Genomic DNA, 4,357 nt, shown 5'->3' with positions numbered 1-4,357 from the left:
GCCAGACCGTCGGCTGCCACGAGCGGCACGGCGGCGAACCGCCGCCGGGCGGGCCGGCGCGGCGGCAGAGCCAGCCGGTCCGGCGCACCGCGCTGCGGTGCGAGGGAAGCGAGCCCGGGGGCATGCCCCTGGCCGGCCGAGGGCCAGGGGCCCGGTGAAGGAGGGACGCTGGTGCTTTCCGTAGTCACGGCGAAATCGGCTCTCTGTGATCGGTGCACCGCACTCCGGCCAGGTCGCGGTACACGTCCGCGACGGCCGCGCCGGTGCGCCGCACATCGAATCTGCTGAGTACGTGCTCGTGGGCCTGGCGGCCCATGGACCGCCGCAGCTCCGGCCGGCCCAGAAGGCGGCCGACGGCTGCGGCGAGCGCGGCCGGATCCTCCGACGGGACCAGGCACAGGCGTTCATGACCGGGCGGCAGGCTCTCGCGCGCCCCGTCCACATCACTGACCACCACGGGCCGGCCGCTCGCCATGGCCTCCAGCGGCGCGAGCGCCATGCCCTCCCAACGGGACGGCAGAACGACCAGATCGGCCGCCCGGTACCAGGGGGCGGTGTCGTCGACGGCGCCGGTGAAGCGCACCGACGGGGGAGCCCCGGCCCGCAGCCGCGCGCCGTCGGGGCCGTCACCGACCAGGACCAGACGGGCCGTCGGCGCCTGGGCGAGGACCGCGGGCCAGGCGGCCAGCAGGACGTCCTGCCCCTTCTGCCGGCAGAGCCGCCCCACGCAGACGACGACGGGGCCTTCGCCGGAGTCGGCCGGGCCCCCGGAGCCCGGCGCCGCACCGCCCGCGAACCGGGCCACGTCCACGCCGTTGTGGATGACCGACCAGGACGCCCGGACACCCGCCCGCTCGCCGGTGCGGCGCTCGGCCTCGCTGACGCAGACGATCCGTCGCGTCCAGCGCGCCGCCACGCGCTCCCAGCGCAGGGCGAGCGCGCCGACCGCTCCGCCGACCGCCTCGAAGGACCAGGCGTGCGGCTGATACACCGTCGGAAGGACGCCCCGCAGGGCGAGTCGGGCGCACAGCCCGGCCTTGGCGCTGTGCGCGTGGACCACGTCGGGTCCGACCGTACGGATCACCCGGGCGAGGTCCAGGGTCTCCCGTACCAGCCGCGGACCGGGGTCGCGCCCGGCCCGCCACCCGTGGAGCGCGGCGCCCTCCTCCCGGACGGCGGCGGCGAGGGAGGTGTCCGGCGGGCAGGCGACCGCGACCCGCATCCCGGCGGCGAGCTGGGCGCGCACCAGGTCGATGACGACCCGGGCCACCCCACCGTCACCGGGCTGGACCGCGTGCAGGACGGTGAAGGACGAAAAATCCGATTCTCGTGGAGGCAGCACGTCAGCGCCGGACGTCCGCCCGGAGGAAGAGCACCCCGAGCCGGACGGTTTCCTGGCGGGTGCCCGAGCGGGCATGGATTCGATCGGCTCCATGGCGAGGCGCACCCCCGAAATCGGTGATGCCGGAGTTCATGACGTCGTCCGCGGAATGGGCGGAAACGGAGAGCGTGACGCTCTTCGATCGACTCGTTTCCACGGCCGGGGCCGCACACGTCAAGGCGCACGACCGAGCGCTGGGCACAGCACGAACCGCTGAATTCCGCATACAGGTTCTCCGCTTGGATGAGAGAAGCAAGGGAACACCCGTGAAGACCGGGGGAGAGGAAGGTGTCGACCGTGCGAAAAGGGTGTCCGCGCGGCTGGGCCGGAAGCAACGTTCGGGAACGTTATAACCCCAGCGACGGGCGATAGTAAGCATTAGATGCTCACAAACGCTAACTTCCGTATCCGCGGCACGGGTTCCTCGTTGTGCGTGTTGCGCCATTCCCGGCCCACTCGCTCGAATGACCCTCCTATGGCCCAAAGATCGGTTGAACGTCACCCGTTCGGGAGAGCAACCGATGAAATGGCGTGGCGTTGTTGGAGAGGCGCGACGAAACCGTTCGCGTCGACCGTCCGGTCCGAGTGGTCTGCAAACAATCGAGGAGCGCTTCTCCATGTCCCGTATCGCGAAGGCTGTAGTCCTGTCCATGGGTGTCGCCGCGTCCGTCGCGGGTGCGACCGGCGTCGCCGCTGCCCACGCCGCCGCCGGGGGCGGGGCCATGAACTCCGAGGGCCTCGTGGCGGGGAACGTCGTGCAGGTGCCCCTCCACGTGCCGATCAACTTCTGCGGCAACACCCTGACCCTCGTCGGCGCCCTGAACCCGGCCTTCGGCAACACCTGCGTCAACGCCTGATCTCGCACGCCGGATCGCGGTCCCTCCGAGGCCGGCGCACCCGCCCCTTCCGGGGTGCGGTGCGTCGGCCTTCTTCTCGTTCGGGCGCACCCTCGTGCGCTGCCCGGTGCAACGGCGTACGCCCCCCGGAGGAGGGGTCAGCGAGGTCGATTCACCCGAACGGAGGTGTGGCGCTCCGTAGTCCTCCCGTTGCGGAGCGCTATTCGCGCAGGCACGGTGGCGGAGAAGTTGTCCGACGCATAAGGAAGAGGAACATATATGCGTCCCCTGGCATCAAGCCGTCTCACCGTCCTGGCGATATCCGCCGCTCTCACCCTCGGTACGGCGGGACTCGCCGTCGCCGACGACCATCACCCTTCCCACGCGGCCACCTCCGCCGCCCGAGCCCCTCTTCCCGAACTCCTCACCGCCGCTCCGAAGGCGGACGACGGCCGGGTCCCCGCCGCCGACGCCGAGGCGCTCAAGGCGAAGATCAAGGCGTCGATCGCCGCGGCCAAGGCCGCCGCGCAGACACCCCGCACCGAGACCTCCGTGCCGGACACCGCGCCCGTCGACCCGACCGTCGTGGAAGCCCCGGCCTCTCCGGCGACCACTCCGGCCGCTCCGGCGGGAGTCGGCTCTTCGGCCGCGCCCGCCGACGTCGTCTCCGACACCCTCGCCGCCGTCGAGAAGCTGGTCGCGGACCTTCTCGCGACGGTCACCTCGGGCGGGGTGACCGGCGTCGTCACCCAGGTCACCACGACCCTGACCTCGCTGGTCGATCTGGTCGCGTCCACGGTGCTCGGCGGCGGCCTGATCGCGCCCCTGCAGGGTCTGCCGGCCCTGCCGGCAGCCCCGGCCGCCACCCCGGAGGTCGCGGCCAAGCCTTCCGTCGCGGCGCCCGAGCTGCCCGTGAAGCCTTCCCCGCCCGTCAGGTAGTCACCACGCCGCGGAACGCGCCGTGCCCCTCCGGCTCCGCCGGGACGGCACGGCGTGCGTGCATCCGGTCGGCCAATAGCACCGCACCCCTTCCTTCGGGTGCAGTGTCGAGAAATCCCTCCCCCCGGAGTTTCCGGGGAGCGCACCTCTCGTTACAGAGGGCGGAACGACGTACAGGAATCGGCCAAGAGACCTGTACAGCAAGCGACTTGCTTGCGAAGACGTCATAGAGGAAGGACTCACTCGATGAAGCCCACCAAGGTTGCCGCGATCGTCGCCGGTTCTGTGATGGCCCTGGGTGTCGCAGCGCCCGCCATGGCTGCCGAGTCGGTGGCGCTCCCCACCAGCCTGGACGGGGGTCTCGGGGCAGTCACCGGCAAGGGTCTGAAGACCGACGAGCTGAGCACCACGAAGGACGGCTCCGTGGTCAAGACCGTGGGAGACGCCGCGGAGCGGCTGAACAAGCCCGGTAGGAACGCCGGGCTGCTCGGTGGCCTGCCGGTCGGCTGACGCGCCCGCATCACGCCCTCCGAACTGCGCAACCCCCGCGCGCAGGACCGTGTCACGCGGTCCCGACCCTTCTGTGTCACCCTCGCTCCGCCCGGCCCGACGCTCCCACCGGCGCAGCCCACTGCCCACGGTGATCGGCTGATCGAATGATTTTCAGATCGACTGCCGTGTGGTCCCGGCCGTCCGCAGTGTGCCCCTCCTTACGCTCTCGCCAACCCCCACGGAAGGTTGGCCCATGGAGAGACCGAGGACGACAGCGCTCGTTGTCGCGCCGCGGCCCGCGGCACATTCGCCCGGTGTCCCTGAGCCTCACCTCCCGTAAACCAGTCCGTCAGCGACTGACGCACTGAGTGCGCGGACAGGCCGGTCGGAGCGAGGGGGGATCCCCACCGGTCTCTCCCTTCTCCAGAGGAAGAGCGGTATGCGATCCATCATCAGCCGGAAACTGCTCACGGCCGCGGCTGCGACGGGCATCCTGTCGTTGACCGGCGGCTTCGCCGTGGCAGCGAACTCCGCGTCCGGTACGGGTGACTTCCCCGCGGCCGACGCCGGGCAGTACGTTCAGGTCCCCCTCCCCGCGAACATGTGGGACGACCCTGACGGCTACGGCGACGGTCCCGACGACGAGACCCCCAAGCCGCCGACGTACCCGCCGACGTCGCCTCCGACCACGAAGCCGCCGACGTACCCG

4 protein-coding genes and 2 pseudogenes are annotated in these 4,357 nt (G+C 71.4%); 4 read left to right on the top strand and 2 right to left on the bottom strand.

From position 1 onward, the window contains the following. Together J7E93_RS04755 and J7E93_RS04750 are read right to left on the bottom strand one after the other, a co-directional pair. A pseudogene (locus J7E93_RS04755) lies at nt 1-188 on the bottom strand (sugar transferase); the annotation flags it as partial. Beyond that, nucleotides 185-1,342 (bottom strand): glycosyltransferase family 4 protein, encoded by a 1,158-nt coding sequence (locus tag J7E93_RS04750; RefSeq protein ID WP_308367776.1) that lies wholly within the window; start codon nt 1,340-1,342, stop codon nt 185-187. The gene J7E93_RS04750 and the pseudogene J7E93_RS04755, both read right to left, overlap by 4 nt. A gap of 656 nt (nt 1,343-1,998) precedes the next feature. On the opposite strand from J7E93_RS04750, the gene J7E93_RS04745 reads away from it, so the two are divergent. The 4 genes and pseudogenes from J7E93_RS04745 to J7E93_RS04730 all read left to right on the top strand — a co-directional run. Further along, nucleotides 1,999-2,238, top strand: coding sequence for a chaplin (locus tag J7E93_RS04745; protein ID WP_215065968.1), 240 nt, complete (start codon nt 1,999-2,001; stop codon nt 2,236-2,238). 258 nt (nt 2,239-2,496) lie between these two features. Further along, entirely contained in the window at nt 2,497-3,156 is a 660-nt protein-coding gene (locus J7E93_RS04740) for a hypothetical protein (protein ID WP_215065967.1), read from the top strand. 246 nt (nt 3,157-3,402) lie between these two features. Beyond that, the gene (locus tag J7E93_RS04735; RefSeq protein ID WP_215065966.1) at nt 3,403-3,666 is read left to right on the top strand and encodes a hypothetical protein; all 264 of its coding nucleotides are present in this window, start codon (nt 3,403-3,405) and stop codon (nt 3,664-3,666) included. Nucleotides 3,667-4,087: 421 nt separating this feature from the next. After that, a pseudogene (locus J7E93_RS04730) lies at nt 4,088-4,357 on the top strand (hypothetical protein); the annotation flags it as partial.

The organism is Streptomyces sp. ISL-36 (assembly GCF_018614205.1).
Taxonomy (GTDB): Bacteria; Actinomycetota; Actinomycetes; order Streptomycetales; family Streptomycetaceae; genus Streptomyces.
Note: the sequence above shows the minus strand (reverse complement) of the source record. Positions and strands in the feature narration are given on the sequence as shown.

Coding starts and splice junctions, on each gene's coding strand:
- J7E93_RS04745 (WP_215065968.1), top strand. CDS start 1,999: ATGTCCCGTATCGCGAAGGCTGTAGTCCTGTCCATGGGTGTCGCCGCG.
- J7E93_RS04740 (WP_215065967.1), top strand. CDS start 2,497: ATGCGTCCCCTGGCATCAAGCCGTCTCACCGTCCTGGCGATATCCGCC.
- J7E93_RS04735 (WP_215065966.1), top strand. CDS start 3,403: ATGAAGCCCACCAAGGTTGCCGCGATCGTCGCCGGTTCTGTGATGGCC.